The sequence below is a fragment of the Actinomyces sp. 565 genome, assembly GCF_010365615.1.
GTDB lineage: Bacteria > Actinomycetota > Actinomycetes > Actinomycetales > Actinomycetaceae > Actinomyces.
The window spans coordinates 3,437-28,002 of record NZ_PIZD01000054.1 but is presented as its reverse complement, the minus strand read 5'-3'; the positions used below and the strand labels follow the sequence as shown (position 1 = coordinate 28,002).

General features: G+C 68.0%; 24 protein-coding genes and 2 tRNA genes. 10 read left to right on the top strand and 16 right to left on the bottom strand.

Annotation, left to right across the window (positions count from 1 at the left end):
* Positions 1-313: 313 nt before the first annotated feature.
* The 5 genes from GZ997_RS12470 to GZ997_RS08780 form a co-directional block, all read right to left on the bottom strand.
* Complete coding sequence (locus tag GZ997_RS12470; protein WP_203234142.1) at positions 314-469, bottom strand: hypothetical protein; 156 nt, start codon at positions 467-469, stop codon at positions 314-316.
* A complete protein-coding gene (locus GZ997_RS08795) occupies positions 469-1,239 on the bottom strand; it encodes a class E sortase (protein WP_161923210.1) in 771 nt (256 codons plus the stop codon). The genes GZ997_RS12470 and GZ997_RS08795 overlap by 1 nt, the downstream gene beginning before the upstream one ends.
* 13 nt (positions 1,240-1,252) lie before the next feature.
* Positions 1,253-1,606, bottom strand: coding sequence for a cell division protein CrgA (locus tag GZ997_RS08790; protein WP_161923209.1), 354 nt, complete (start codon positions 1,604-1,606; stop codon positions 1,253-1,255).
* A gap of 141 nt (positions 1,607-1,747) precedes the next feature.
* Positions 1,748-2,608 (bottom strand): aldo/keto reductase, encoded by an 861-nt coding sequence (locus tag GZ997_RS08785; RefSeq protein WP_162679623.1) that lies wholly within the window; start codon positions 2,606-2,608, stop codon positions 1,748-1,750.
* A 278-nt stretch (positions 2,609-2,886) separates the two neighbouring features.
* Positions 2,887-3,510, bottom strand: a complete 624-nt coding sequence (locus tag GZ997_RS08780; protein WP_161923207.1) for a hypothetical protein — start codon at positions 3,508-3,510, stop codon at positions 2,887-2,889.
* A gap of 159 nt (positions 3,511-3,669) precedes the next feature.
* On the opposite strand from GZ997_RS08780, the gene GZ997_RS08775 reads away from it, so the two are divergent.
* Positions 3,670-4,191, top strand: a complete 522-nt coding sequence (locus tag GZ997_RS08775) for a peptidylprolyl isomerase (RefSeq protein ID WP_161925195.1) — start codon at positions 3,670-3,672, stop codon at positions 4,189-4,191.
* Between the two features lie 37 nt (positions 4,192-4,228).
* The gene (locus GZ997_RS08770; RefSeq protein ID WP_162679622.1) at positions 4,229-5,065 is read left to right on the top strand and encodes a rhomboid family intramembrane serine protease; all 837 of its coding nucleotides are present in this window, start codon (positions 4,229-4,231) and stop codon (positions 5,063-5,065) included.
* A gap of 764 nt (positions 5,066-5,829) precedes the next feature.
* Here the strand turns inward: GZ997_RS08770 and GZ997_RS08765 are convergent.
* The 11 genes from GZ997_RS08765 to dnaA form a co-directional block, all read right to left on the bottom strand.
* Positions 5,830-6,237 carry a DUF4342 domain-containing protein gene (locus tag GZ997_RS08765; RefSeq protein WP_162679621.1) on the bottom strand — a complete coding sequence of 136 codons (408 nt, stop codon included), beginning with the start codon at positions 6,235-6,237 and terminating at the stop codon, positions 5,830-5,832.
* A gap of 247 nt (positions 6,238-6,484) precedes the next feature.
* Positions 6,485-6,557: transfer RNA gene (locus GZ997_RS08760), tRNA-Ala, on the bottom strand.
* A gap of 1 nt (position 6,558) precedes the next feature.
* On the bottom strand, positions 6,559-6,693 hold the full coding sequence (locus tag GZ997_RS12785; protein ID WP_219109740.1) for a DLW-39 family protein: 135 nt from the start codon (positions 6,691-6,693) through the stop codon (positions 6,559-6,561).
* A gap of 29 nt (positions 6,694-6,722) precedes the next feature.
* Positions 6,723-6,796 (bottom strand) — tRNA-Ile (locus GZ997_RS08755).
* 50 nt (positions 6,797-6,846) lie between these two features.
* Entirely contained in the window at positions 6,847-7,356 is a 510-nt protein-coding gene (locus GZ997_RS08750) for a DUF3566 domain-containing protein (protein ID WP_162679620.1), read from the bottom strand.
* Positions 7,353-9,992 carry a DNA gyrase subunit A gene (gene gyrA, locus GZ997_RS08745; RefSeq protein ID WP_162679619.1) on the bottom strand — a complete coding sequence of 880 codons (2,640 nt, stop codon included), beginning with the start codon at positions 9,990-9,992 and terminating at the stop codon, positions 7,353-7,355. Before gyrA ends, GZ997_RS08750 begins: the two co-directional genes overlap by 4 nt.
* Positions 9,993-10,100: 108 nt before the next feature.
* Complete coding sequence (gene gyrB / locus GZ997_RS08740) at positions 10,101-12,215, bottom strand: DNA topoisomerase (ATP-hydrolyzing) subunit B (protein ID WP_162679618.1); 2,115 nt, start codon at positions 12,213-12,215, stop codon at positions 10,101-10,103.
* Positions 12,216-12,426: 211 nt separating this feature from the next.
* The gene (locus GZ997_RS12780; RefSeq protein ID WP_238994377.1) at positions 12,427-13,107 is read right to left on the bottom strand and encodes a DciA family protein; all 681 of its coding nucleotides are present in this window, start codon (positions 13,105-13,107) and stop codon (positions 12,427-12,429) included.
* A complete protein-coding gene (recF, locus tag GZ997_RS08730) occupies positions 13,100-14,320 on the bottom strand; it encodes a DNA replication/repair protein RecF (protein ID WP_162679617.1) in 1,221 nt (406 codons plus the stop codon). Before recF ends, GZ997_RS12780 begins: the two co-directional genes overlap by 8 nt.
* Before the next feature lie 120 nt (positions 14,321-14,440).
* Positions 14,441-15,574, bottom strand: a complete 1,134-nt coding sequence (dnaN, locus tag GZ997_RS08725) for a DNA polymerase III subunit beta (RefSeq protein WP_161923200.1) — start codon at positions 15,572-15,574, stop codon at positions 14,441-14,443.
* 531 nt (positions 15,575-16,105) lie between these two features.
* Complete coding sequence (gene dnaA, locus GZ997_RS08720) at positions 16,106-17,611, bottom strand: chromosomal replication initiator protein DnaA (protein ID WP_162679616.1); 1,506 nt, start codon at positions 17,609-17,611, stop codon at positions 16,106-16,108.
* Between the two features lie 751 nt (positions 17,612-18,362).
* Here dnaA and rpmH point away from each other — a divergent pair.
* The 8 genes from rpmH to GZ997_RS08680 all read left to right on the top strand — a co-directional run bounded on the left by rpmH (position 18,363) and on the right by GZ997_RS08680 (position 24,547).
* Complete coding sequence (gene rpmH, locus GZ997_RS08715) at positions 18,363-18,500, top strand: 50S ribosomal protein L34 (RefSeq protein ID WP_073333441.1); 138 nt, start codon at positions 18,363-18,365, stop codon at positions 18,498-18,500.
* Positions 18,439-18,939: a ribonuclease P protein component gene (gene rnpA / locus GZ997_RS08710; RefSeq protein WP_343212311.1), complete on the top strand. Its 501-nt coding sequence runs from the start codon at positions 18,439-18,441 to the stop codon at positions 18,937-18,939. Before rpmH ends, rnpA begins: the two co-directional genes overlap by 62 nt.
* A gap of 2 nt (positions 18,940-18,941) precedes the next feature.
* Positions 18,942-19,328: a membrane protein insertion efficiency factor YidD gene (gene yidD, locus GZ997_RS08705; RefSeq protein WP_161925500.1), complete on the top strand. Its 387-nt coding sequence runs from the start codon at positions 18,942-18,944 to the stop codon at positions 19,326-19,328.
* A gap of 122 nt (positions 19,329-19,450) precedes the next feature.
* On the top strand, positions 19,451-20,671 hold the full coding sequence (yidC, locus tag GZ997_RS08700) for a membrane protein insertase YidC (RefSeq protein ID WP_161925192.1): 1,221 nt from the start codon (positions 19,451-19,453) through the stop codon (positions 20,669-20,671).
* A 154-nt stretch (positions 20,672-20,825) separates the two neighbouring features.
* Positions 20,826-21,464, top strand: coding sequence for a R3H domain-containing nucleic acid-binding protein (locus GZ997_RS08695; RefSeq protein ID WP_162679615.1), 639 nt, complete (start codon positions 20,826-20,828; stop codon positions 21,462-21,464).
* 4 nt (positions 21,465-21,468) lie between these two features.
* A complete protein-coding gene (gene rsmG / locus GZ997_RS08690) occupies positions 21,469-22,149 on the top strand; it encodes a 16S rRNA (guanine(527)-N(7))-methyltransferase RsmG (RefSeq protein WP_162679614.1) in 681 nt (226 codons plus the stop codon).
* 80 nt (positions 22,150-22,229) lie between these two features.
* On the top strand, positions 22,230-23,156 hold the full coding sequence (locus GZ997_RS08685; protein ID WP_161925189.1) for a ParA family protein: 927 nt from the start codon (positions 22,230-22,232) through the stop codon (positions 23,154-23,156).
* A gap of 2 nt (positions 23,157-23,158) precedes the next feature.
* Complete coding sequence (locus tag GZ997_RS08680; RefSeq protein WP_161925188.1) at positions 23,159-24,547, top strand: ParB/RepB/Spo0J family partition protein; 1,389 nt, start codon at positions 23,159-23,161, stop codon at positions 24,545-24,547.
* Positions 24,548-24,566: the final 19 nt, after the last annotated feature.

Sequence of the window (24,566 nt, the reverse complement as noted above, 5' to 3'; positions counted from 1 at the left end):
GACTCAACCGTCCCAGAAGTGTGGAGACAGCACAGTACCCCTACCGTACGAACCGTCACCACAGGGTACGAATCGTCGGTGCAAAGGTACGAACCGTCACCGGAAGTGCCGAACCGTCACGCGAAGTACCGAACCCTCACCCCGGGGCGTACGAGCGAGCCGGCCCGGTCCGCGCCCTTCGCAGCAGCACTGTGCCCAGCAGCGGTGCGCACCGGTGACGGCTTCCTGTACCCGAGTACGATCCAACAAGCCCGACGACGACCTCCCGAGCACGAGCTCCTACGCAGCAGCCCACACCTGGAACCAGATCCGCCTATACGGTTGCCTCACCGGAGAGGTCCCACATCTCGTTGGCCCAGGGGAAGACAACCTCGAACAGGAACAGGACCGCTGCCGCTGCCAACACCAGCGCCTCAATCGCACGCAGCCACACCGGGCCCGGCAGGTGCCGCCAGATCCACCCGTACATCAGTTGACCCCCTCGTCATTGAGCACCGAGGCAGGACGGCCCTCCGCGCGCTCCATCCAGTACGCAAACTTCGCGTGAGTGATCCAGCGATGATCATTGCCCCATTCGCCCACAGTCAGCGAGTGGCAAGTAGTCATGGTCAGCATGCGCTCGGTGGGGGCGACGCCGGGCTCACCCGGTACCGGGGCGATCACGTCAACATCGGTGGGCTCAACAATCTCGTGGCTCGTAACCGTATACACGTACCAGGTATCACGGGTGGCCACGATGATCTCATCGCCCTCCTCCAGCAGGTCAATGCGCCTGAAGGAGTTTCCGTTGGTGCGGCGGTGGCCCGCGATGGCGAAGTTGCCGATGGCGCCAAGCTGCTGGGTATCGGGGTAGTGACCGGCAGCCGCCTGATCCAGCACGTCCGCCCCTATGCCCTCCAGGATCGGCATGTTGTTGTTAGTGACGCCGTACCACTTGGGCACAACGAGCATCCCAATCACCTGCCCGTAGCCCACGGGTGCCACCTCGGGCGGATCGTCATAGTGCCTGGTGCCCTCAACATTAGGGGAATCAACCTGGGTGGAAACGAAGCCGGTGGCCACGGCGTCGGCCCTGGCATTCGCCTCCAGACCCGTCCACCACAGCTGCCACACCAGGAACAGTGCCACCACCAGGCCGGCGGTAATCAGCAGCTCACCCAGTCCGAACAGGACGGAGTTAAATACCCGCCTGCCTCGCCGACGCCGTCCGGCATGGCGCCGGGCACTCTTTGCCGTCATGCGCTCCCCTCAGCTACTTCCAGCGCAACAGGCCCAGGAAACCCACCAGCATGATCGCGAAGCCCACATACAGGTTGCCGTTTACCAGCCAGTCACTGGCATGGTTCTCAACGAAGTACGGCAGCGGGTAGGCACCCTTGAACAGGTAGGTGACCACCACCCACAGCAGGCCAACCACCAGGAGCGTGACCATCAGCGGGGCGTACCAGCGCGGTGAGCCATTCTCCTTAACCTTGCGAGGCACGCGGGAGACACGGTTGGCGGCGGCCCGGGACTCCTCAATACGCGCACGCTCCGCCGCAGCCCGCTTGGCCGGGTTACCGGAGCGCTCCGGCCTCGTCTTCTTCTCACCCTCAGTCCGCGCCACTCGCGCCTCCTCACTTGCCCTGCGGACGACGTCGGCGGCCCGCAGCCCGAGATGTGCCGCGCCCTAGCCTAAGGGATGACCCGTCCGCGGTTGGCATTCCGCAGCGCCCTACCCGGTCACGAACTACGGTTCACCGCGAGCTCAGACCTGCACCTGATCAGGGTGCGAGCCGGTGCGCATTCCCCGGTCCAGGGCGTCGACGGCGGCCATTTGCTCTGGGCTCAGCGCAAAGCTGAACACGTCGGCATTCTCGCGCATGCGCACGGCATGCGTGGTCTTAGGAATGACCACCAGGCCGTGCTGCAAGTGCCAGCGGACAATAACCTGTGCGGGCGTGACACCCAGCTCCGCGGCAACCCGAACCAGCTCGGGATCCTCCAGCAGGCGGCCGCGGCCGAGCGGCGACCAGGACTCAGTGACGATGCCGAGCTCCTCGTGGACATTGCGCAGTTCCCGCTGGATCAGGTACGGGTGCAGCTCGATCTGGTTGATGGCCGGCACCACCCCGGTGGCGTCGACAATGGTGCGCAGGTGCTCGGCCTGATAGTTGGAAACGCCTATCGCGCGCACGCGCCCGGAGCGGAGGATCTCAATCATGGTGCGCCAGGTGTCCACCAAGTCGATCCCAGGGGAGTTGGCCAGCGGCCAGTGCACCAGGAACAGGTCCAGGACCTCCAATTGCAGGTCCCGCAAGGTGGCATCAAAACTGCGCAGCGCGTCGTCACGCCGGTGGTTGGGGTTGTTCAGCTTGGAGGTGACCCACAACTGCTCACGGGGGATGCCGGAGGCGGCCAGCGCCCGCCCCACGCCGGCCTCGTTGCCGTACATCTGGGCGGTGTCGATATGGCGGTACCCGGCTTCCAGTGCCTGACTGACGGCACGCTCGGCATCCGCGTCACCGACCTTGTAGGTCCCGAATCCGAGCTGCGGGATCGCCACGGGATCGGCGCCCGCAGTGCCCTGGCGGAGTGGAAGGGCAGGTGCAGGAATGGCGGCGCTCATGGCACAACCCTAACCACGTGACGTGTCCAGGACCACACCTATTTCGTATTCCGTGCACCGCCACCGGCCGACGCGGCCGAAGACGACGCCGCGACCGCCAGCATCCACTGACGTAACCCAGATCCACCGCCGGCAGCCATCACTCGCGACCACCGCTCGGCGCCGCCGTCGGCCGAGGGAGCCGGTACGCGTCGGCACCCACCCGCGTGATCCACGGATGGGTGCCGACGTACCTTGGGACGGCCCTGCTAGCCGTCCCGGCTGAGTTATGCGGGCCTTCAGTCGGCGGCTGACTCCTCCGGAGCGGCCTCGGCTGCGGCCTCCGGTGCGACCGGTTCCTCAGCCGCAGGCTCATCGGTGGAGTCGGCCCAGTACTCCTCCGCCCACGGGTCCTCCACCGGCTGACTGCGGCGCCAAATCACGTACGCGGCGCCTGCGGCGCAGCCGGCGACGGTGAGCCAGCAGAACGTCTTGAGGACGGGGTGCTTCTTCTTCACTGGTACCTCCGGGGTCAGTGCCGCCTGCTTCGCGGCAAGGGCGGCGCGCTGGGCGCGCTCGGTAAGCGTGCCCTCGGTGTTGACGGCCTCCTGGGCGGCGATCGCGGCGCGCTGGGCGGCAGGAACGTACTCCTCAACCACCCGGATGCGTGCTCCCTCAGCGGCGCGCTGGGCGGCCGGGACATACTCCTCAACCACCCGCGTGCGCGCCTGCTCGACGACCGGCTGTGCGCGTACCTGCGCCTCCCTGGCGGCCCTGATGAATTCCTCCCGCGCCCGGTTCACGCGCGGCGTCGCCCAACCGACGGCGCGCCCGGCCTGGGCGGCGATACTGTCCGCGAGCGTGGCGGCCTCAAGACGGCTGCGATCAGACTCGATCTTCTTGTCACGGAAATTGCAAACCATGTCGGTCTCCCTGCTCGGAACGATGAGGTTGTTCACCCAATGGTGGCACTGTAACGCAGCTCCCACACACCAACCTGGGAAGCGTTCTGCCTGGGGTGAACACCGGGTCCCGGGATTGCTCCGGCAACACGTGCGACGATGACGAGCATGGAAGCGACCATCGAAGCGACACTGCACACCAGCCTCGGCGATATTCGACTCGAACTCTTCCCCGCGCAGGCGCCGGAGACAGTCGCCAACTTTGTTGGCCTAGCCACCGGTGAGAAGACCTGGACGGATCCGCGCACGGGCGAGCAGTCCAACGCCCCCCTGTACGAGGGTGTCGTCTTCCACCGGGTGATCCCGGGCTTCATGATCCAGGGCGGTGACCCGCTGGGCACCGGCACCGGCGGTCCCGGTTACGTCTTTGACGACGAGATCGACCCCTCCCTGACCTTCACGGCACCCTACGTGCTGGCCATGGCCAATGCCGGCCGCCGCCTGGGCAAGGGCACCAACGGCTCCCAGTTCTTCATCACTACCGCCCCCACCGAGTGGCTGCAGGGCAAGCACACGATCTTCGGCGCCGTCGCCGACGAGGCGTCCCGCCGGGTGGTGGACGCCATTTCCGCTGTGGCCACGGACCCGCGCGACCGCCCGCTTGAGGACGTTGTTATCACCTCGGTGACCATCCAGCGATGAGGTGGTCTCGGCGACGTCGTCGCGACGGGATTGATTCATGACCGGACCCAGCCCGCAGGACGGCACGGTGCCGGTGTGCCCGCGCCACCCCGAGCGGGTGGCCTACGTGCGCTGCCAGCGCTGTGATCGCCCGGCCTGCCCGGAGTGTCAGGTACCCAGCGCCGTCGGTATTCACTGTGTGGACTGTGCTCGCCGGGCGAGCTCCGGTAGGCGCGGCGTGCGCACCGTGCTGGGCGGTACCGCAGTAGCGGATGCGTTGGTCACCAAGCTGCTAGTGGGTATTTGTGTGGCCGTCTACCTGATGCAGATGGTCTACCCCGCGGTCACCGGTTGGTTCGACTTCGTCCCCGCACTGGCCGCAGCCCAGCCCTGGCGCTTCCTGTCAACCGCGTTCCTGCACGGATCGCTGGTGCACCTGGCCATGAACATGTGGGCACTGTGGGTGCTGGGCAGCCAGCTTGAGCCGCTGCTGGGCCGTTGGCGGTTCGTCGCCCTGGCGGCACTGAGCGCCCTCGGCGGGTCGACGGCGATCTACTGGCTGGCAACGCCGACGGCGTGGTCCTGGGTCACGGGAACCGTGGGGGCGTCTGGCGCCATCTTCGGACTGTTTGCCGCCGTGTTCGTGATTCAGCGGCGTTTTGGGCGGGATACCTCCACCATCGTGGGCCTGCTGGTGATCAACATGGTGATCTCGGTGGTAGGGGCAAATATCTCCTGGCAAGGACACCTGGGGGGCTTCCTTACCGGGCTCGCATTGGCAGCGGTCTACGCCTGGGCGCCACGCGGGCGCCAGACCGCCGTTGGCCTGTGGGGTACCGCCGCCGTAGCGGTGGTGCTAGTTGCCCTGGCTACCATCCGCCTGCTTCTGGTCTAACTAGGGCTCCGCGCTCCTGGCCCCGGGTCGACTTCATTGCAGGGCGCCCCGAGGCATATAGGCGTACCCGCACTCCGCACACGCCGGGGACGCGGTGACGGCGCCAGGCGCCTGCGTAGTTCGCAGGCCACCCCTGTCCGGCCGGCGTCGCGCGCAGTCATGAAGTAAACCGGCTGTGGAGGCTTCGGGCTTATAAGGACGTGCTCGACCCGTGCAGGTCGTCCTCGGGCATGCGGAGTCGTCCGCGGGTGGGCGAGGACGTCGTCGCTGTCGGCGGGCGGTCGTCGACGACACGGGATCATCTGCAACTCCACTTCGGGGTTAACAACGCCTGTTAACCGTCTGCTGAAGGGGCCCGAGGTATACACCAGACCGTTAAGTAGCGTTGTTAACGTCCAGCGCGCGCAGCAGACAACTCACCCCGGCACAGCCACCACACCCTCAAACCGGATGACCCGTCATCGCCGTTGTCTCCACAGGTGTACCCACCGTTGTGGATCCTGGGGAAGTACACCGCTGTCATTCCTCCACACCTGTGGAGGCAGCTGGGGAAGTACACCGCTGTACTTCTCCACAGGGTTGCACACAGCTGGGGATGAACCCGTCATGGCCGCGCGTTCAAGCCGAAAAGCCAGCAACCCACAGCTTGGGGACAGCCCGAGCGCCCGCCTGTGCACGCAAACCGCGAGCACCTGTGGATCGGGCCTGCACAGTTCGAGATTCGCGCGGCCAGCACTTGCCGGTACGGGCATTGCCTTAACGCTCTATGCCTCCGGGCCGGGATTAGGCAGTGGCTCCTCGCCGGTGGGATCAACCCCGGATTCACCGTTTGTGCTGCTACCGCGGTCGACGCGCTCCACCTCAAGAGTGACCTCTGCGACCATGGCTGCGACAACGCCGATGGCGGCAAGCACCGGCGCAGCCAGCACCGTAATGCCGCCAACAACTGCGCTCGCCGTCAGGGGCACGCTCAGAAACTCCCTGCCGGAGGAGTCGCGCAGGATGACCCGACGGACATTCCCGTCGGCCACCAGCTGCTTAACGGTTGCGATGAGCTGATCGCCGGCGACGGTGATCCAGTCAACCACGGTGCGGGGCGCCCCGCCCGCCGAGTTGTAGCCGGAGTCGGAGTCGTAGTTGGTGCCTGAGGATCCGTGAGTGTCTGTGCTCATGGATCTAGTCTGACGTCGTCGAACCGCCGGTTCCATGGGGAAGCGCCCTGACTCATCCCCGAGCGGTGCCCGCCACGCACATCATGGCCACCCCTGCTCGCGCCATGCCGCACGACGTCGTACAAGCAACGGCACCGACCACCGAAGCACCACCCGAACCGAACTCGGCACGTAACAACTACCGACTTCGGCACGTAACGTCTACCGAACTCGGTGAGGGGAGCTGGGTAGGGAAGAAGAGAGTGAGTGGAGCCAACGGGACTCGAACCCGTAACCCCCTGCTTGCAAAGCAGGTGCGCTACCAATTGCGCCATGGCCCCTTCATGCGACGGGGTCGGTGACCTCCGCCCATGCAGCCCGCTCCGCCCGAGCGGCCTCCAGCTTCAACCAGGTGGCGTAGCCGACGACCCCGAGGAACGAAAAAACCGCGGCGACCAGGAGTACTCGGCTCTTCATGAAGCCTCCTCATGTTCCACCGCGGACAGTGGGCCTAGCTGGACTCGAACCAGCGACCTCATCCTTATCAGGGATGCGCTCTAACCAACTGAGCTATAGGCCCTTGCGACGCAGGAGAGACTAGCCCACCGAGCCGCCGCACACCAAATGCGATCACTCGTCCGCGAGTGTGAGATGAACCCCACCGACGAGCGCAGCCGTGATGTTGTACAGGAACGCGCCGATCGTCGCCAGGGCAGTCATCAGGATGATGTTGACGACGGCGATCACCGTGGCCATGGAGATGGCGCGGGAGAACTTCATGTACTCGATCAGCGCCGAGTAGGCGTTGTTGCTGGAGTCCATCACCGTGCCCACCAGGTCCTGGATGGTGGAGAACACGTGCATCGCATCCAGCATGAACCACACGAAGGCGGCAGCTACCACCAGCATGATGCCGGCGGCCACGCTCAGCAGGAAGGACGCCTTCATCACCGACCACGGGTCAACTCGCGTCAGGGCGAGCCGGACCCGGCGCGGGCCGACGATTGTCTTGGCGGGCTTGTGCTCGCCGTCATTCGGCTCGGGGACAGTCTGGGACGTCGCGGGTGCCGCCGGCTCGGCCGCGGCGGGGGACTGGTTCTGTCCGCCCTGGGCGGGCGGGTAGGACTCCGGCTGACTCATGCCTGAACCTCACTCTCGTCGTCCTCAGACGATACCGTGTCGGCGCCAGGGCCCGCAGCGTCCACTCCGGTCTCGTCGGCCACCTGCTCCGCCGAGCCGGCCAACGGCTCCGAGGCTGACTCCTCGTCGGAGCTATCAAGCTCGTCCTCGGCGTTGCGGGCGACGGCGATGATGCGGTCGCCTGCATCGGGCTTGGCGAAGGTGACGCCACGGGTGTTGCGCCCGGTGCGGGAGACCTCGGCGACGGCGCTGCGCACGACTTTCCCGGAGGCCATGATGCACATGACCTCATCGGTGGGGGCGGTGGTCAGGGCGCCCACGAGGTCGCCGCGCTCCTCCACCAGGTCGGCGACCTTGACGCCCAGGCCTCCACGACCCTTGACCGGGTAGTCGGTGGCCAGGGTGCGCTTGGCGTAGCCGCCCTCAGTGACGACGAACAGGTCAGCGTCCTCCCAGGCGGGATCCACCACATCCATGGCCAGCAGCGAGTCACCGTCGCGGAAGCGCATACCGGTCACACCGCTGGTGGCACGGCCGGTCGGACGCAGGGTGGCGTCGTCGGCGTGGAAGCGCAGCGCCTGGCCGTGCCGGGAGACCAGCAGCAGGTCCTGCCCGGCGGACAGCAGGGCGGCGGAGACCAGCTCATCGGGGTTGCCCTCAGCGTCCTCACGCAGGTTAACGGCGATCAGCCCGGCCGAGCGGTTGGAGTCGTACTCGGTCAGGCGGGTCTTCTTCACCAGGCCGCGGCGGGTGGCCAGCACCAGGTAGTCGGCCTGCTGGTAGTCGCTCAGCTCCATGACCTGGGCGATCTCCTCGCCCGGCTGGAATGCCAGCAGGTTGGCCACGTGCTGCCCCTTGGCGTCGCGGCCGCCCTCGGGCAGCTCGTAGGCCTTGGCGCGGTAGACGCGGCCAAGGTTGGTGAAGAACAGTAGCCAGTTGTGGGTGGAGGTGACGAAGAAGTGGTCAACGACGTCGTCCTCGCGCAGGGCGGCGCCGCGCACACCCTTGCCGCCGCGGTGCTGGGAGCGGTAGGCGTCGGTACGGGTGCGCTTGGCGTAGCCGGAGCGGGTGATGGTGACCACCACCTCCTCCTCGGGAATCAGATCCTCGGCACTGACCTCCCCGTCGAAGGGCAGGATCCTGGTGCGACGCTCGTCGCCGTACTTGTCGACGATCTCCGCCAGCTCCTCGGAGACGATGGCGCGCTGGCGGGCAGGATCGGCGATGATGTCCTTCAGGTCGGCCACGCGGGCGGTCAGCTCGTCGGACTCCTGCTGGATCTTGAGCCGCTCCAGGGCGGCCAGGCGGCGCAGCTGCAGGGAGAGGATGGCCTCGGCCTGGGCCTCGTCGACGCCGAGCAGCTCCATCAGCCCGTTACGGGCCTCATCGGTGGTGGGAGAGCGGCGGATCAGTGCGATAACGGCATCCAGGGCGTCAATGGCCTTGAGCAGGCCCTCCAGGATGTGCAGCCGCTCCTCCGCCTTGCGCAGCCGGAACTGGGAGCGACGCACGATCACGTCAATCTGGTGTTCCACCCAGTGGCGTACAAAGCCGTCCAGGGACAGGGTGCGCGGCACGCCGTCCACCAGGGCCAGCATGTTGGCGGGGAAGTTGTCCTGCAGCTGGGTGCGCTTGTAGAGGTTGTTCAGCACCACCTTGGCCACCGCGTCGCGCTTGAGCACGATGACCAGCCGCTGCCCAGTACGGCCGGAGGTCTCGTCGCGGATGTCGGCGATGCCGCTGACCTGCCCGTCGCGCACCAGCTGCGCGATCTTGTCGGCCAGGTTGTCAGGGTTGACCTGGTAGGGCAGCTCGGTTACCACCAGGCACTGGCGGCCCTGGATCTCCTCGACGCTGACCACCGCCCGCTGAGTGATGGAGCCGCGGCCGGTGCGGTAAGCGTCCTCGATGCCGCGCCGCCCCAGGATGGTGGCACCCGTGGGGAAGTCGGGGCCGGGGATGCGCTGAATCAGTGCCTCCAGCAGCTCCTCACGGGAGGCGTCAGGGTGGTCCAGGAACCACTGCACGCCGGCGGCAACCTCACGCAGGTTGTGCGGGGGAATGCGGGTGGCCATACCCACCGCGATGCCCTCCGAGCCGTTGACCAGCAGGTTGGGGAAGCGCGAGGGCAGGATGACGGGTTCCTGGTTGCGGCCGTCGTAGTTGTCCTGGAAGTCGACGCTCTCCTCGTCGATGTCCCGGACCATCTCCATGGCCAGCGGCGCCATCTTGCACTCGGTGTAGCGGGGGGCGGCCGGCCCCAGGTTGCCGGGAGTGCCGAAGTTGCCCTGCCCGGCCACCAGCGGGTAGCGCAGCGACCACCACTGCACCAGGCGGGCCAGCGCGTCGTAGATGGCGGCGTCGCCGTGCGGGTGGTAGTTACCCATGACCTCGCCCACCACGCGGGAAGACTTGGAGAAGGAGGCGGTGGGGCGGTAGCCGCCGTCGTACATGGCGTACAGGACGCGGCGGTGAACCGGCTTGAGCCCGTCACGCACATCGGGCAGGGCGCGCCCGACGATCACGCTCATGGCGTAGTCGAGGTAGGAGCGCTGCATCTCCATCTGGAGGTCGACCGGATGGATGCGGTCTCCGGTCGGCTCCACGGCGGGGAGCTCGGTGGTCTCGTCGCTCACGGATTTCCTTTGCTGGTGGGGTGCTGAGGTTCAGTGGTGCGCGGGCCGACGGCGAGCCGACAGGCGCCGGGTCGGGTCCGGCCGCTGTCGGGGGTCGGGCCCCGCCGCCTAGATGTCCAGGAAGCGGACGTCGGCGGCGTTGCGCTGGATGAAGGAGCGGCGCTGCTCGACGTCGTCCCCCATGAGGATGGAGAAGGTCTCGTCGGCGTCGGCCGCCTCATCCAGCGTGACCCGCTTGAGGATCCGATTGGCCGGGTCCATGGTGGTCTCCCACAGCTCGTGGTCGTTCATCTCGCCCAGGCCCTTGTAGCGCTGAATGCCGCCCTCCTTGGGCAGGCGGCGCCCGGCCTCGGCGCCGGCGGCGAGCAGCTGGTCTCGCTCGGCGTCGGAGTAGGCGAACTCGTGCTCGGCGCCCACCCACTTCAGGCGGTACAGGGGCGGCATGGCGATGTAGGTGTGACCCTGCTCGATCAGCGGCCGCATGTAGCGGAACAGCAGAGTCAGCAGCAGGGTGGCGATGTGCTGGCCGTCGACGTCGGCGTCGGCCATGATGACGATCTTGCCGTAGCGCAGCTTGGAGATGTCGAAGTCCTCACCGATGCCGGTGCCGAAGGCGGTGATCAGGGAGCGGATGGTGTCCGAGGACAGGGCCCGGTCCAGGCGGGCCTTCTCCACATTCAGGATCTTGCCGCGGATCGGCATGATCGCCTGGTGCTCGGGATCGCGGCCGCCGACGGCGGAGCCGCCGGCCGAGTCGCCCTCGACGATGAAGATCTCGCACTCCTCGGCGTTGCGGGAGGAGCAGTCACGCAGCTTGCCGGGCATGGAGGCGGTCTCCAGCACCCCCTTGCGGCGGGTGGCCTCCCGGGCCTTGCGGGCGGCCAGCCGGGCGGCCGCGGCCTGGGTCGCCTTGGTCAGCACGGCCTTGGCGTCGGCGGGGTGGGAGTCCAGCCAGTCGCCGAGCCGGGCGTAGACGGTCTGCTGCACGAAGGTGCGGGCCTCGGTGTTGCCGAGCTTGGTCTTGGTCTGCCCCTCGAACTGCGGCTCGGTGAGCTTGACGGAGATGACGGCGGTCAGGCCCTCACGGATGTCGTCACCGGTGAGGTTGTCATCCTTGTCCTTGATCAGGCCCTTCTCGCGCCCGTACTTGTTGACCAGGGTGGTCAGCGCCGTGCGGAAGCCCTCCTCGTGGGTGCCACCCTCGGTGGTGTTGATCGTGTTGGCGTAGGTGTGCACCGACTCGGAGTATGCGCCGGTCCACTGCATGGCAATCTCCAGGCTGATGGCGCGCCCGTCGCCGAGGTCCTGCTCGGCCTCGAAGTCGATGATCTCGGGGTGGACCAGCTCGACCTTCTTGGAGCGGTTCAGGAACTCCACGTAGTCGCGCAGGCCGTGCTCATAGCAGTAGGTCACGGACCGGTGGCCCTTGACCGGGTCGTCGGCGGGGCCGAGCTCATCGCCGGTGATCTCGTCGCCGGAGTCGGTCACGCCCTCGCGCTCGTCGGTCAGGGTGATGCGCAGGCCCTTGTTGAGGAAGGCCATCTGCTGGAAGCGACGGCGCAGGGTCTCGTAATCGAATACGGTCGTCTCGAAGATGGCCGGGTCCGGGTAGAAGGTCTGGGTGGTACCGGTCGCGTCGGTCTCCTCGCCCCGTGCCAGAGGGGTAAGCGGGTGACCGCCGTCGCCGAAGCTCATGCGCCACACGTGGCCCTGTCGGCGCACCTCGGTGTCCACACGGGTGGACAAGGCGTTCACCACGGATATGCCCACCCCGTGCAGACCGCCGGAGACGGCGTAGCCGCCGCCGCCGAACTTGCCGCCAGCGTGCAGGATGGTCATGACCACCTCGACGGTAGGCTTGTGCTCGGTGGGGTGCTCGTCCACGGGAATACCGCGGCCGTTGTCAACCACGCGCAGGCCGCCGTCCGCCAGGATGGTCACCTCGATGTGGTCGCAGAATCCCGCAAGCGCCTCGTCCACGGCATTGTCCACCACCTCGTAGACCAGGTGGTGCAGGCCCCGCTCCCCGGTGGAGCCGATGTACATGCCGGGGCGCTTGCGCACCGCCTCCAGGCCCTCCAGGACGGTGATGTCACCGGCGTCGTAACCGTGCTCGGTGCGGGTAGTCCCCGCGGCCTCAGGCTCCGCAGCGGCAGAGGCAGTTGTGGCCTCGGGATTCGTGGTACTACCGTCGGCAGTCACAGGCTGATCCAGGTCAGACACGTATCAGTTGCTCCTCGTCATGTGCGCCGGGCCAGTCTCATGCGCTCACTCAGGCGCCGGAATCCGGGCATGGGACCCGGCGCGTGTAGGTGGGTACCTTGCGCATGGCCCTGGGCGCACCATGGGCATTTCCGTGGCGATTCTACCGTGCTGATACCCGGTATCGACCGTCATTGCACTAATCGCGACGTGGGCAACGTCACCTGGTTGATCACCCGTAGGTGTCACGGGGGCCGCGGCCGCCGCGGGCGGCCCCGAAGCGCCCGTGCCGCCAGGTGGGTCCGGCAGGCCCCAGGATGCGGATCTCGACGGCGCCACCGTCCTCGCCCAGCGCCTCGGACACCTGCCGCTCAATGCCGGGCAGCAGCAGCCGCAGCTGCTGCGCCCAGGCGCTGGAGGAGGCCCGCAGGGTCAGGCGGCCGGGCTCGAAGCGCTCAATAACGGCGTGCGCTGCGATCTGCTCGCCGACGATCTCCCGCCAGCGCACCGAGACACTGGCCATGGCCAGCTTCGACGCCCAGCCGTGCCGCTCGGCGTAGCGGCGCAGGTCCTGCTTGCCGGTGCGCGGATCGAAGCGGGTGGGGCCGGGCCGGTCGCGGCCGGGCGGCAGGCCGGGCCCGCGATCCATCTCCGCACCGTCGGCGGCATCCGCGTCCTCGTCCCCGGCGCCTCTTCGACGCCGATCCCAGGCGGCCACGCCGTCGGCATCCGCCGCCTGCCGGCTCAGGGCGCGGCGGCTCAGGGCGCGGCGGCTCAGGCCGGCATCCCAGGCACGCCCGCGCTCCCGGGCCAGGGCCCGCGCCGCCAGCGCATCGGCCGAGTCGGCATCTGCCGCGCCGGGCGCGGACGCCTCCGCGGCACCCGCGGTCGGATCGAGGTGCGGCTCAGTCATGGAGCACCCGGGATCCGGACTCGCCATTGGTCACGTGGAAGCGGGCGCCGTCCAGGGCCGCGGGCACGTCGGCGTCCACGGCGGCGGTGAGCAGCACCTGCTGGGCGTCGGCGGCAATGCCGGCCAGGGCGCGGCGGCGGGCGTCGTCCAGGGAGGCGAAGACGTCGTCGAGTATCAGTACGGGCTCGCCGTCACCCCCGTAGGCGTCCACGTCGTGACGCAGCATCTCGTAGGAGGCCAGTCGCAGCGCCAGGGCCAGGGACCACTGCTCCCCGTGGGAGGCGAACCCCTTGGCCGGCAGGGCGTCCAGGAACAGGGACAGGTCGTCGCGGTGAGCACCCACCAGGTTGGCGCCCCGGTCGATCTCGCGGGCGTGCAGGTCCTCCATGGCCTGTTCCAGGCGGGCGGCAGTGGCGGCGGAGTCCACCAGCGTCTCCTCCGCCTCCAAGAAGGTCGCCTCGGCGGTCGGGTCGGGCTCTGGGGTGCCCTCGTGCGCGAGCAGGCTGGAGCGGTAGGCGATGCGGGCGGCCGAGCGGCCCTGGCTGACCCGGCCGTAGCACTCGGCCACCCACGGACGCAGCCGCTGCACGACGTCGACGCGGGCGGAGATCAGGCGGGCGGAGGCCACCGCAAGCTGGGCGTCCCAGACCTGAAGGGTGGAGAGCATGGAGGTGGTGGAGGCGCGCGCAGCGCGAGCCGACTTCAGCAGGCTGGCGCGCTGGGCGAGGATCTTGTCGTGCTCGGCGCGCACACTCGCCAGTGCCGGACGCAGGGTGACAGCCAGGTCATCCAGGAAACGACGGCGCACACCCGGCTCGGCGCGCACCAGGGCCAGGTCCTCCGGGGCGAAGACGACTGTGCGCAGCACGCCGAGCAGGTCGCGTGGCCGCGCAGAGGCACGGTTCAGGCGGGCCCGATTAGCGCGCCCCGCGATCAGCTCCAGCTCCAGCACACTGGGGTGCTCGCCGTGAACCACCTTGGCACGGATCACGGCGCCACCGGGCTGTGGCTCACCGGCCGGCGCGCGCCGCACCAGCGCCATATCCGTGCCGACCCGGTGGCTGGACAGTGCAGACAGGTAGGCCACCGCCTCCACCAGGTTGGTCTTGCCCTGCCCATTGGGGCCAATGAACGCCGTCGGCCCGGGCTGGAGCGCCAGGACCAGCTCGCGGAAGGAGCGGAAGTCATCCAGTGCAAGATCAGAGACGTACACGGCAGCCGCACCTCCCTCGACCGGTTCCCGACGGCGGGCGCCCGCGGGCCTGCCGCCCCGTCACCCGCGCGCGGCGATTTCCGCGGCTGGCAGCCGAATGCATCTGGGTCGGGGCTGGCCTCAGGCGCCGAAGCGGATCGGCATGATCAGGTAGCGGAAGGAGGTGTCCTCCTCGCCGCCGATGGCGCTCATGCCGGTCAGGACCGCGGGCTTGGACGGGTGGGTGAAGTCGAAGCGCACGTACGGCTGGTTAATGGCTCCCAGGCCGTCGAGCAGGTAGGCGGGGTTGAAGGCGGTGGCGATGTCCTCGCCCTCCAGGTGGGTGACTAGCTGCTCGGAGGCCTGCGCGTCGTCCCCCTGGCCGGCGTCCAGCGCCAGGTTGCCCTCGGTGAAGGACATGTGGATCGGGGCGGCCCGGTCGGCAACCAGGCTGACGCGGCGCACGGCGCCCATGAGCTCCTCACGGCCAACGGTGGCGTGAATCGTGGTGGACTCGGGGAACAGGCGCAGCACGGGCGGGTAATCGCCGTCGGTGAGCAGGCTGGTGGTGCGCCGGCCGCCGGCCTCGAAGCCAATGAGGCTGGAGGCGGACTCGGCCGCCTCCGTGAGTGCCACCGTCACGTCACCCGTGGAGGTCAGGGACTTGGCGACGTCGGACAGGGTGCGGGCCTTTAGCAGCGCGTGGGTTGAGAGCTGGGGGTCCTGCGGCTGCCAGGTCATCTCCCGCACGGCCAGCCGATAGCGGTCAGTGGCCATAAGCGTCAGGGAGGCGCCGTCGACCTCCATCTGCACGCTGGTCAGCAGCGGCAGGGTCTCATCGCGGGAAGCGGCGATGGATACCTGGGAGACGGCCTCGGCGAGGTCGTGGGCGTCGACGGTCCCGGCCACGCCCGGCATCTGCGGCAGCGCCGGGTAGTCCTCGGCCGCCATGGCCGCGAGCGCGAAGCGGGAGGCGCCGCAGGTGACAGTCACCTTGGTGCCCTCGACCTCCAGGTCCACCGGCTTGGACGGCAGCGCCTTGGCAATGTCCGCGAGCAGCCGACCGGAGACGAGCACCACGCCCTCCTCCTCGACGTCGGCCGGGATCTCGCAGTGGGCGGAGACCTCGTAGTCGAAGGAGGCCAGGATCAGGGAGGTGGAGGTGGCCTCCAGGCGGACGCCGGCCAGCACGGGCACCGGGGGGCGTGCCGGCACTGAGCGCGCGGTCCATGTGACGGCGTCAGCGAGGACGTCGCGGTCGACCCTGAGCTTCATGTAGTGCCTCCTCGGCGGCCGGGCGCTCCCGGCACGTGCGTGATGTGTATGCGGTTTGCCGCTGAGTGTAGACGCATGACCGGGATGCCGCATTGAGGTGTTTGCCGGGTGGGGGTCCCGGATCCCTGGTGCGGGCATGCGTGGCGGATCGTGAATGACAAGTCTTGTAGGGGTTATAGGTGGTGTGGAAGCTGGGGAAAAGCGGCGCTTGCGGCGGCGGCGCGCGCCAGGGGGCTGTGGAACTACAAGCTCGTAGTTCCGTGGACGCCTCGGCCGGCCGGTGGATTGTGGTAGTTCCCCGGTTGGGCTCTCCCCAGACGGCGATGGCCTGCTCCACAGGAGTGCCCGGGACGTCCACTGTCGCTCCGCAGCGTCTTCCACAGCCCCGCCGGCCTGTCTGATGCGAGCTTTTGCACCCTAGTGCGCACGCTGCAGCCGTGCACCAGGGTGCAAAAGCTCGTAACAGGGCACGAACTCGTACGCCTGACCGCCCCGCGGGTGTTAGGCCGAGGAGAGATGGGCGCCGGCGCGTCAGGAAGCGGTGGCGGACTGGGCCGCCTGCTTGATGCGCGCGGTGAGCTCGGCCACGTGGTTGTAGGTCTCGCGGCGCTCGGGCATCTGCGTGCGGATCTTCTTGTCCGCGCTCATAACCGTGGTGTGGTCGCGGCCGCCGAACTCGCGTCCGATCTGCGGCAGGGACATGTCAGTCAGCTCCCGGCACAGGTACATGCCGATGTGGCGGGCGTGGACGATTGTGCGGGCCCGGTTGGACGAGCACAGGTCATCGATCGTGATGCCGAAGTAGTCGGCGGTCTGCGCCATGATCAGCGCAGAGGTGATCTCCTCGCTGGCGGGATCGGTGATGATGTCCTTGAGCACCAGTTCCGCCAGGGTGCGATCCACCGGCTGCTTGGTCAGTGAGGCGAAGGCGGTCACCCGGATCAGGGCGCCCTCGAGCTCACGGATATTGGTGGTGACCCGGCTGGCGATGTACTCCAGGACGTCGGCGGGCAGGTCAAGCCCCTCGGCGCTGGCCTTGCGGGACAGGATCGCCGTGCGGGTCTCGAAGTCCGGCGGCTGCACGTCGGCCAGCAGGCCCCACTCGAAGCGCGAGCGCAGCCGCTCCTCGAACCCGCCCAGCGCCTTGGGCGGCTGGTCGGAGGTGAGTACGACCTGCTTGTTGGCGGTGTGCAGGGCGTTGAAGGTGTGGAAGAACTCCTCGAGCGTCTGCTCCTTGCCCTGCAGGAACTGGATGTCGTCAACCAGGAGGATGTCGACCTCCCGGTAGCGGCGCTTGAAGGCGTCCATGCGGCCGTCGGCCACCGAGGCGATGAAGTCGGAGACGAACTCCTCGCTGGATACGTACTTGACCCGGATAGAGGGGTACAGCCTGCGGGCGTAGTGGCCGATGGCGTGCAGCAGGTGCGTCTTGCCCAGGCCGGAGCCGCCGTAGATGAACAGCGGGTTGTAGGCCTTGGCCGGGGCCTCGGCCACCGCGATAGCGGAGGCGTGCGGCAGCCGGTTGGAGGAGCCGGTGACGTAGGTATCGAAGGTGTACTTCGGGTTGAGGTCTGAACCTTCGTCAGGAACGGTCACCGCCGGCGAGGGCTCGGCGGTCGCGTAGCCGCCCGGGACCGCCGGGGCATCGTCGGCAGGCGCAGCCGGTGGCACGGGCGCGCTCACGGCCGGCACGGGGGCCTCGGGAATCTGGTCAACCACGGGCCGCGTGGTCAGGCGGACGGCGGGTGTATCGGCGCGGTTGGCGAGCACGGGGGCGGATGACTCCAGGGAGGTGTCAACGATGACCTCGAAGGGGACGTCGTAACCGGAGACCCGGCGCAGCGCCTGCGCGATATGGCCGCGGGCGTTGTCCACCACATTCCTGGCGAAGGTAGAGCCGACGATGAGCACTAGCGTGCCGTCGACGTCGACGGCATGAGTGGTACGGATGATGGACAACTTGCCCTGGCCGAGCTCGGCGGAGCCGGCAAGGATCTCCAGGGCCGAGCGCCACTGTGTCGTCGCTTCGTCGGCCACGGCTGACTCCTGACTGATGCTTGAGAACTGATACCTGGTATGGGGTGGATGACTCGATGATCGACCGGTCGGCTGGGTGCCGGCTGGACGGATCCGCTGGTGGAACCGTAACCGATTCCGACGTAGGCCAGGGCGGCCTGCATCACGGTGGCGGTCCCGGCAGCGCTCCGTGCGGTGGGCCGGAGCCGGGCACCGGTAGCCGGGTGCGGGCTCACGGCTCGCCCTGGGGGCGCGTGGATCGTTGCCCACAGGGTTGTCCACAACTGGGGATGAGTATGTCACCCTCGCGGGAGCGGGATGCGCGATCGCGCACGGATCGGCATCCTGCTGGAATGCTTCTGGCCTGCTATTGGCCAGATCTGACCCGTGCCGGGGAGGTGGCGGCGCCGACGACGGGTGGCAGCGGGCCGGCACCGGCCGGGAGCTCGCCAGGCGAGGTTCACCGGGTGTAGTTCACAGGGCATGCGCGGCGATGTTCACAGGCTCGGGACAAGCGCATCCGGGCGTGCCTGCGCGCGGTACCCCGCCGTGCAGCCGGGGTTGCCGCCGGGGCCGGGAGCGGGCGGTCGCGAAGCGTGTCCCGGCTCTCATCACAATGCGGCCGTATCCGTTTGACCGCAGGGAAAGCGTGACCCTATTGTGGTGCGGACGTTCGCGTGGAGTCAGGTCCCGGACCATGGGGCAGCCAGCGCGAGCGACCGTGCCGCAACTGGCGATGCACGGTTCCGATCATCGCACCAGGAGTACACCCGTGAGCAAGCGGACCTTCCAGCCCAACAACCGTCACCGCGCCAAGGTGCACGGTTTCCGTAAGCGCATGCGCACCCGTGCCGGCCGTGCCGTCCTGGCCTCGCGCCGGCGCAAGGGCCGCGCCCGTCTCGCCGCCTGAGGTGCTGCCGGCGTCGCACCGGATGCTGCGGTCGGAGGACTTTACGGCCGCAGTGAGATCCGGTGCGCGTAGCGGCAGTCGCAGGCTGGTGGTGCACTACTGCGCAGCCCCCGGTGAAGTCCTCACCGCGCCTCCCGTCCAGGACGGGGTACAGGGTGCGGGCGGCGCCCCGGCGCCTGCGGCAGCGCCCGTCCAGCCTGCGCGCATCGGAGTAGTCGTGTCCAAGAAGCAGGTCGCACGCGCCACCCACCGCAACCGGATTAAGCGGCGGGTGCGCGCACTGCTGCGGGAACGGCTCGATGACCTGGAGCCGGGCGCCCGCATAGTGGTAAGGGGCCTGGCCGGAGCCGACGGTGCTACCAGCGCCGAGCTGGCTGCGGACCTGGATCGGCTGCTTGCCCGCAGCCGCGCCCTGGCACACACGGGGAGGCGTCGATGACTATGTCGCACGAGCGCTCCCAGTCCGCCGCCGCCAGGGCGCTGGTAGCCCTGGTGGGCTTGTACCAGGGCTGGATCTCGCCGGGCCTGCCGCGGCGCTGCCGCTACTACCCGAGCTGCTCGGCGTACGCGGTCGAGGCGGTCAAGGTGCATGGCGCGCTCAAGGGTGCGCTCCTGGCCGCGTGGAGGCTGTTGCGCTGCAACCCGCTGACTCGCGGCGGCGTCGACCACGTACCCGACCCGGGCCGCTGGCGCTACCACCTGCCTGCCGATGTGCCGCGCTTTTATGTGGATGACTGTGACTCATCGTCGAGTCGAGTCCGCCACGGCGCCCCGCCCGGCGACGTTACCGCCACACCCGCGCCGACCGCGCCGGGTGCAGTTCCCTGACACGGCCTGACACGGCACGGCCGCAGGCGCAGATGGACATCGCCGCCCGGATGCGCATACGCGGCGGCCGCGAGCCGCGAGCCGCAATACAGCTTCCAAGTAAGTCTCGAACAAGGAGTGCAATGGACACGATCCTGTGGCCCCTGATGGTCGCGGTCGCCTGGGTCATGGTCAGCATCCATCGGTTCCTCGTCTTCATCGGTCTCCCCGATGGGCCGGGCGTCGCCTGGGTACTGTCCATCATCGGCCTGACCATGTTTGTGCGGCTGCTGATCATGCCGCTGTTCGTCAAGCAGATCCGCGCCTCCCGCGGCATGCAGCTGATGCAGCCCGAGCTGCAGGCGCTGCAGAACAAGTACAAGGGCAAGAAGGACCCCGCCTCCCAGCAGCGCCAGCAGGAGGAGATGATGGCGCTGTACCGCAAGCACAACACCAACCCCTTCGCCTCCTGCTTCCCCATCCTGATCCAGATGCCGGTGTTCTTCGCGCTGTTCCGCGTGCTGGCCAACCTGGAGGCGGTAGCCACCGGCGGCTACGCCGATCACAGCTCCATCGGCCCCCTCACCGCCGAGCTGGCCAAGCACGTGCAGGCCTCCACTGTCTTCGGTGCGCCCCTGTCAGCCTCCTTCATGAACTCCAGCGAGGTCACGGTCAAGATCGTCACGGTGCTGATGATCATCCTGATGAGCGTCACTCAGTGGTACACGATGGCGCAGCTGAGCATGAAGAACATGCCGGACTCGGTCAAGAACAGTGACAATCCGGCCATGCGCTCCCAGCGCATGATGATCACGATCATGCCGATCTTCTTCGCCTTCACCGGGGTGCAGTTCCAGATCGGCGTGCTGGTCTACTGGGTCACCACCAACCTGTGGACCATGGGCCAGCAGTTCTTCACCATCCGCAACATGCCGGCGCCCGGATCAGAGGCGGAGAAGAAGATGCGTGCGCGTGAGAACGCCAGGCGTGCACGCAAGGGCCTGCCCTCCCTGGAGGAGGAGGAACGCGCCAAGGCGGAGGCCGAGGGCACTGCCACCTCTGGGCAGCGCGTCCAGCCGGTACGCAAGGACCGCCAGAAGAAGCGCACCCAGAAGGCCTCCGGAACTAGCGTTGCCAAGTCAGCCCAGCCGGGTTCGGCGATTAACAGCCAGGGACCCGAGACCACCAGCGGGTCTGAGAGCGCCGGGAGCGCCGGGGACTCTACCAACGCCGTCGGGCTCACCCAGGAGGAGATCGCCAGGCGCCGCTACGAGAGGCGTGCACGCGCCCGCAAGCAGGCTGCCGCCAAGCGCAAGGGCGAGTCCGCCAAGAGCAAGAAGAGCGGCAAGCGCAGACCGCGCTGACTGCCGCCCCCCTGCGCGCCCGGAACGGCAGCCCGTCGCCGGGCCGGAGCGCGCAGGCCATAGACCCTGACCACCGAACCAGCCGTATACCCAGCAGTTCACCCAGCTCGAAGCACTGGGCGAGTAATTCAAGTAATTAAGGACAGCAGCAAGCATGAACGACTACCCAGCACGCCCCAAGCATCAGGCCGTCTCGGTCAAGGACCTCGAGGAGGAGGGCGAGATCGGCGCCGACTACCTGGAGGAGTTCCTTGACATCGTTGACCTCGGTGGTGATATCGACATCGACGTCGACCACGGTCGGGCGTCCGTGGCCGTCATCGCCTCCGAGGAGGGTGACGAGCGCGAGCTCGCGGATCTCGTGGGGCGCGACGGCGAGGTGCTTGAGGCCATCCAGGAACTCACCCGCCTGGCGGTTCAGGCGCGCACCGGCAACCGCTCTCGTCTGATGCTCGACATCAATGGCTACCGCGCCGGCCGGCGCGCCGAGCTGACCAAGATCGCCCAGGAGGCGGTTACGAAGGTGCAGGCGACCGGCGAGCCGGTATCCCTGGCGCCGATGAACCCCTTCGAGCGCAAGGTCTGCCACGACGTGGTTGCCGCCGCCGGCCTGTACTCCGAGTCCGAGGGCGCCGAGCCGCACCGGCACGTGGTCGTAATGCTGGCCGATGGCGTCGACGAGGACGAGGAAGCCGAAGGCGTGGAGGAAGTCGGCGCGGACGATGCCACCGGGCCTAAGGACGCTGCGACTGCGGACGGCATGCCCGAGTCCGACGGCATTGAGCAGGACTGATCCCATGAGCACCCCCGCAAAGGCGGAGGCCTCCGGGTCTGAGTCTCAGTCTCCGGCAGGTGCAGTGGAGCAGCCGACGGAGCAGATGCGGGCCATGTTCGGCCCCGCCTTCTACGCCACCGAGCACTTCGCCCAGATGCTGGCAGAGCAGGGTGAGTTGCGCGGGCTCCTGGGTCCGCGGGAGCTGCCCCGCCTGTGGACCAGGCACATCATCAACTCTGCGGCGGTGGTGCCGTTCCTGCCCGACCACGGCACGGTGGCGGACATCGGTACCGGTGCCGGCTTCCCGGGCGTGGTTGTGGCGCTGCTGCGCCCAGACCTCGACGTGGTGCTGGTGGAGTCGATGGAGCGCCGCACGCAGTGGCTGGAGGATGTGGTCGCTGAGCTGGACCTGGACAATGTCACTATCAGGCGTGCCCGCGCGGAGGAGTTGCGGGCCCGGTACGCGGCCGTCACCGCCCGCGCTGTGGCTAACCTCACAAAGTTGATTAGGATTACCTCACCTCTGCTGAAGCCCGGTGCCAGCCTGCTGGCGCTTAAGGGCGCGCGTGCCGAGGCCGAGGTGGACGAAGCCAAGTACGTCATCAAGCGTGCGCGGCTTGAGCCGGCCGTGATTCATGAGGTGGTAACGCCCGACGGCGAACTCACCAAGGTGGTGCAAGTGCGCCGACCGGCCTCGCGCTGACCGGCTGGCGTCGGCTTCTCACGTACACTGAAGCGGCCGAACAGGCGTGCGCGCCGGGATGTCGCTGTAGGAGAAGCAGATTGTCAGGATCATCCATCTTCGATCAGCTCCGCGCTGACCGCTCAACCCTGGATGAGGTTGCCGGGGGCAGCTTCCCCCGGCCCGAGCACACCCGCATCATCGCGGTGGCCAACCAGAAGGGCGGCGTGGGGAAGACTTCGACGGTTGTGAACGTGGCCGCCGCCCTGGCGGAGGCGGGACTGCACGTGCTGGTCATCGACGCCGACTCGCAGGGCAATGCCTCCACGGCGCTCGGCGTCGAGCATGATGAGGACCAGCCCTCCATCTATGACGTGCTGGTTGAGGGCGCGCGCATTGACCAGGTAGTCGTGCAGACCCGCTTCGCCGAGACGCTGTGGTGCGTGCCCTCGACCATTGACGTGGCCGCGGTCGAGATCGAGCTGATCAACTCCGCGCAGCGCGAGTCGCGTATGCGGCTGGCGCTGGAGGAGTTCCTGCGTGATCGCGAGGCGCAGGGACTTCCCCGCATCGACTACATACTGATCGACTGCCCGCCCAGCCTCGGCATTATGACCATTAACGCCTTCGTGGCTGCGGGCGAGGTACTCATCCCCATGCAGGCGGAGTACTACGCGCTGGAGGGACTGGCGCTGCTGACGCGATCAGTTGAGCGGATCGCTCAGATTCACAACCCTGAGCTGGCGGTGTCGATGATCGCGCTGACCATGTTCGACAACCGCACGACGCTCGCCAAGGAGGTCGAGGCGGAGGTGCGCACCTACTTCCCGCAGGCCACTCTCACGACCCGAATTCCTCGGTCGGTGCGTGTAGCGGAGGCACCGTCCTTCGGCTCACCGGTCGTGTTCTGGGATCCTCGCTCAACGGGCGCGGTCGCCTACAAGAAACTGGCCTTTGAGATCGCTGCACGCGCCGCCGTGATGTCGGCACAGGAGCAGGAGCAGCGGCAAGAATCCACGGAGGCATGACGATGGCTCAGAAGAAGCGCGGACTGGGGCGTGGCCTGCAGGCACTGATTCCGGATGCGCAGGCGGAGCATCCCGAGCGGCGGCCCTCGGATGTGTTCTTCCCCGATGCGCCTCGGAGCGGTGTCGGCGGTACGGCTGATGCAGCCGCCAGTGATGGAGTAGGCAAGGACACCCGGCGGCGCTCCGATGACATTGCCGCCACGCTGTTGGCGCCGTCTAAGCGTTCACGTCGATCCGGCGGCCGGGCACGGCACACGGATGCGGCGCGGGCCGGCGTCGGGGAATCGCGCACAAGCGAGCACTCCGACGTAGCTGCCCCGGCTGCGGGAGACAGCCCAGACGCCGGGAGGGCTGCGCCCGGATCAGCTTCTACGGCGTCGGCAGCCCCGGGCGCCGATGTTTCACGTGAAACATCGGCCGGGCCGCAGGCAGAGGACGGCTCCGAGGGTTTCGAGGCGGAGCTGGTGCCGGTTCCTGGAGCCACCTTCGCCGAGCTGCCGATTGAGGTAATCGTGCCGAACCGGCGGCAGCCCCGGCAGGTGTTCGACGAGGATGACATTGCGGAGCTGGCCAACTCGATCAAGGAGGTTGGCCTGCTTCAGCCCATTGTGGTGCGCCGCCTGGACGAGGCGGTTTCGCAAAGCGCGCAGGCCCGCACGCAATCCGCGCCGGCTTCCGGGACCGGCTCCGGAGACGGTGGCGCCGCGGAGCCTGTGGACGGGGATGAGACCGTCGTCTACGAGCTGGTCATGGGTGAGCGCCGCCTGCGTGCCGCCAAGGAGGCGGGGCTGGAGTCCATCCCGGCCGTGGTCAGGTACACCGCCGATGAGGAACTGCTGCGGGACGCGCTGCTGGAGAACCTGCACCGCGTCCAGCTGAATCCGTTGGAGGAGGCGGCCGCCTATCAGCAGCTGCTTGAGGACTTCGACTGCACCCAGGCGGAGCTGTCCGCCAAGATTGCCCGGTCCCGCTCCCAGATCTCCAACACGCTGCGCCTGATGAAGCTGCCTCCCCTGGTGCAGCGGCGTGTGGCCGCGGAGGTGCTGTCGGCAGGCCACGCTCGCGCCCTGCTCGGCCTCCCCGATGCGGCCGCTATGGAGCGCGTGGCTCAACGGGTTGTCGCCGAGGGACTCTCGGTACGCGCCACGGAGGAGCTGGTGGCGGTCTACGGAGAGTCGACGGAGGCCGTTCCCAGTGCACCGACGTCGTCGCGCAGCCGCAATACCCCATTGCCTGCCCTGTCCACCCGCCTGTCGGACGCCTTCGATACTCGCGTGAAGGTGACGCGAGGGGCCAAGAAGGGACGCATCACCATCGAGTTCGCCGGTGATGAGGATCTGGCCCGAATCGTTGAGGCCATGGCACCCGGAACCTCATTGGCTGAGGGCTGAGCATGCCACTGCGCGGCTG